This is a genomic window from Pseudoxanthomonas sp. LH2527, from assembly GCF_022539275.1.
GTDB lineage: Bacteria > Pseudomonadota > Gammaproteobacteria > Xanthomonadales > Xanthomonadaceae > Pseudoxanthomonas_A.
Genome location: NZ_JAKZBW010000056.1, coordinates 1 through 2,812, shown reverse-complemented (window position 1 = coordinate 2,812; position 2,812 = coordinate 1). Strand labels below are relative to the sequence as shown.

At 65.7% G+C, this 2,812-nt stretch carries 4 protein-coding genes and 1 pseudogene; 4 read left to right on the top strand and 1 reads right to left on the bottom strand.

Annotation, left to right across the window (positions count from 1 at the left end):
• The first annotated feature begins 516 nt into the window (after positions 1 to 516).
• The 4 genes from MMG85_RS18325 (at position 517) to MMG85_RS18310 (ending at position 2,195) form a co-directional block, all read left to right on the top strand.
• Positions 517 to 798: a type II toxin-antitoxin system RelE/ParE family toxin gene (locus MMG85_RS18325; protein ID WP_241047339.1), complete on the top strand. Its 282-nt coding sequence runs from the start codon at positions 517 to 519 to the stop codon at positions 796 to 798.
• Between the two features lie 24 nt (positions 799 to 822).
• On the top strand, positions 823 to 1,113 hold the full coding sequence (locus MMG85_RS18320; RefSeq protein ID WP_241047338.1) for a HigA family addiction module antitoxin: 291 nt from the start codon (positions 823 to 825) through the stop codon (positions 1,111 to 1,113).
• Between the two features lie 423 nt (positions 1,114 to 1,536).
• Positions 1,537 to 1,839, top strand: a complete 303-nt coding sequence (locus MMG85_RS18315) for a type II toxin-antitoxin system HigB family toxin (RefSeq protein WP_241047337.1) — start codon at positions 1,537 to 1,539, stop codon at positions 1,837 to 1,839.
• The gene (locus tag MMG85_RS18310) at positions 1,836 to 2,195 is read left to right on the top strand and encodes a transcriptional regulator (protein ID WP_241047336.1); all 360 of its coding nucleotides are present in this window, start codon (positions 1,836 to 1,838) and stop codon (positions 2,193 to 2,195) included. Before MMG85_RS18315 ends, MMG85_RS18310 begins: the two co-directional genes overlap by 4 nt.
• Positions 2,196 to 2,709: 514 nt before the next feature.
• On the opposite strand, the pseudogene MMG85_RS18305 reads toward MMG85_RS18310, so the two are convergent.
• Positions 2,710 to 2,812: pseudogene (locus MMG85_RS18305) on the bottom strand (IS110 family transposase); the annotation flags it as partial.

Below are 2,812 nucleotides of genomic sequence, written 5' to 3'. Positions count from 1 at the left end.
CGAGCTTGCTCTCCCGCGGTCGTAGCACCCAAGGTGTGACGCTCGACCACGCCGGCTCTCGGCATCTAATCTGGCAGATCGCCAAGAGATAAGGGTGCCGAAGGCGGGTGAGGGGCGAACGGAGAGGCGGACGCATCCGCGCCCGGTGACTCACCGCGCTCCGCCCCTCATCCGCCCTCCGGGCACCTTCTCCCCGCTTGCGCAGGGAGAAGGAAAAGCATGGGCTTGTCGCTGCTAAGTCTTGCCGCGAGCAGTTGTTCCCTCTCCCTGCGAAGCGGGGAGAGGGTGCCGAAGGCGGGTGAGGGGCGAACGGAGAGGTGGACGTGTCGGCGCCCGGTGAGGCACCGCGCTTTGCCCCTCATCCGCCCTCCGGGCACCTTCTCCCCGCTGTCGCAGGGAGAAGGAAAGGCGTCGGCGCTTCAACCGTAAGCTCCCCGGCCGCGTCAGGAACTTTGCCGCGCTGCTGCATGCGCATGGCAGGTTGCGTCCCATGACGGCCAGCGTTATGGTGGGGCCGTGATCCGGGACTTCGCCGACAAGGAAGCCGAAAAAGTCTGGAACGGCACGCCCTCGCGGCGCTTGCCGGCCGGCATGCAGGCCGTGGCGCGTCGCAAGCTGCGCATGCTGAACAATGCGGCGACCCTGGACGATCTGTGGATTCCCCCGGCCAATCGGCTTGAGGCGCTGAAAGGCGACCGCAAGGGCCAGCACAGCATCCGGATCAATGATCAATGGCGCGTCTGCTTCCGCTGGAAGAACGGTGACGCGCATGGCGTGGAAATCGTCGCCTACCACTGAGCTGTATCCAAGAGATTCGTTTCCATGAAGACCCTGCCCAACATCCATCCCGGTGAAGTGCTCTTGGAGGAGTTCCTGCTCCCGATGGGCATCAGCCAGAACGCGCTGGCGCGCGCCGCGGAGGTTCCGCCGCGCCGCATCAACGAGATCGTGCTGGGCAAGCGTGGTATCACCGCCGACACCGCGGTCCGGCTGGCGGCGGCGCTGGGGACCAGCGAGCGGTTCTGGCTGGGCTTGCAGGCGGACTACGATCTGGAGGAAGCGCACCGCGTCCTCGGTGATGCGGTCGCCCGGATCGAGCGGATCGCGGCATGAATCTGGAACCCCGCCTCGGCGGGGTTCTTCTTTTAAGGGGCGCACACGGTGCATCGAGGGTTCCCTCACGATGCATCGATGTTTCCCTCTCCCTGCGAAGCGGGGAGAGGGTGCCGAAGCCTGCCCCGTACTTGATACGGGGGCGGGTGAGGGGCGAACGGAGAGGGGATGCTTCGGCGCCCGGTGACTCACTGCGCTTTGCCCCTCATCCGCCCTCCGGGCACCTTCTCCCCGCTTCGCAGGGAGAAGGAAAAGCGTCGGTGCATCGCGGCCAAGTTTCACCACGAGCGCGATATTCCCTCGCCCCGCATCCGGGTAAGAGGGTGCCAAATCTTGCCCCGCACTCGATACCGGTGCGGTTGACGGGCGAACGCAGAAGGGCTGCCGCTTGCCATAGTCCCAATTCGGGACTAGAGTGCGTCCATGAAGGTCATCGCCGTCGGCACCTTGAGAGAATTCTGGGCGCGCCACGCCGACGCCGAACAGCCCCTCAAGGCGTGGTACGACGAAGCCAGGCATGCCGCATGGACCACGCCGCAGGACATTCGCCAACGCTACGCGAGTGCCAGTTTCGTTGGCCGCAACCGCGTGGTGTTCAACATCAAGGGCAACGATTACCGCCTCGTTGTCGCGGTCGCCTATCGGTTCCAGGCGATCTATATCAAGTTCATCGGCACGCACACCGAGTACGACCGGATCGATGCCGCCACCGTGGAGGCTCCATGAACATCCGCCCCGTCCGCACTGCAAAAGACTACAAGGCCGCGCTGCGCGAACTGTCGGCCTATTTCGACAACGAGCCGGAACCGGGCACGGAGGAAGGCGACCGTTTCGAGATCCTCGCCACGCTGGTCGAAGCCTACGAGGCCAAGCGCTTCCCCATCGAGGCCCCGGACCCGATCGAGGCGATCCGCTTCCGCATGGAGCAGGGCGGCCTGACCGTCAAGGACCTGGTGCCTTCCATCGGGCAGCCCAACCGCGTCTATGAGGTGCTGAACCGCAAGCGCGGGCTCACCCTCGAGATGATCCGCAACCTGCACCGCAATCTCGGCATCCCGGCGGAGAGCCTGATCGGTGCCTGACGCTGTCGCGCACGGCATGCGGGCGTCGCTTGCCGCCACGCCTCGCTCATTCTGCTTGTCCCTGCATCACACACAGGGCACAACGACGTCCTGACCGCCTTTGCCGTCATCCCCGCGCAGGCGGGGACCCAGCGCCTTGAGCGCATCGAAGCAACGTCACTGGGCCCCCGCCTGCGCGGGGGTGACGAAGTGCGCGCGATGCATCGATGTTTCCGTCTCCCCGCTTGCGCAGGGAGAAGGAACGGCGTTGATGCACGGCGACTCAGTTTCACCGCGAGCGGCTGTTCCCTCGCCCCGCGTGCGGGGAGAGGGTGCCGAAGGCGGGTGAGGGGCGAACGGACAGGCGGACGCACCCGCGCCCGGTGACTGACCGCGCTCTGCCCCTCATCCGCCCTCCGGGCACCTTCTCCCCGCTATCGCAGGGAGAAGGAAGAGCGTCGGCGCGTCGCTGCTAAGTCTTGCCGCGAGCAGCTGTTCCCTCGCCCTGCGAAGCGGGGAGAGCAACTGTCTTGATTCAGGCTGTTTGGGAGGCGTTGAGATGGTCCCGCATGCGGGCGTTGAGGATGACCAGCAGTTTGCGCATGGATGCCACCAGGGCCACCTTGGCGGGTTTACCT

Coding starts and splice junctions, on each gene's coding strand:
- MMG85_RS18320 (WP_241047338.1), top strand. CDS start 823: ATGAAGACCCTGCCCAACATCCATCCCGGTGAAGTGCTCTTGGAGGAG.
- MMG85_RS18315 (WP_241047337.1), top strand. CDS start 1,537: ATGAAGGTCATCGCCGTCGGCACCTTGAGAGAATTCTGGGCGCGCCAC.
- MMG85_RS18310 (WP_241047336.1), top strand. CDS start 1,836: ATGAACATCCGCCCCGTCCGCACTGCAAAAGACTACAAGGCCGCGCTG.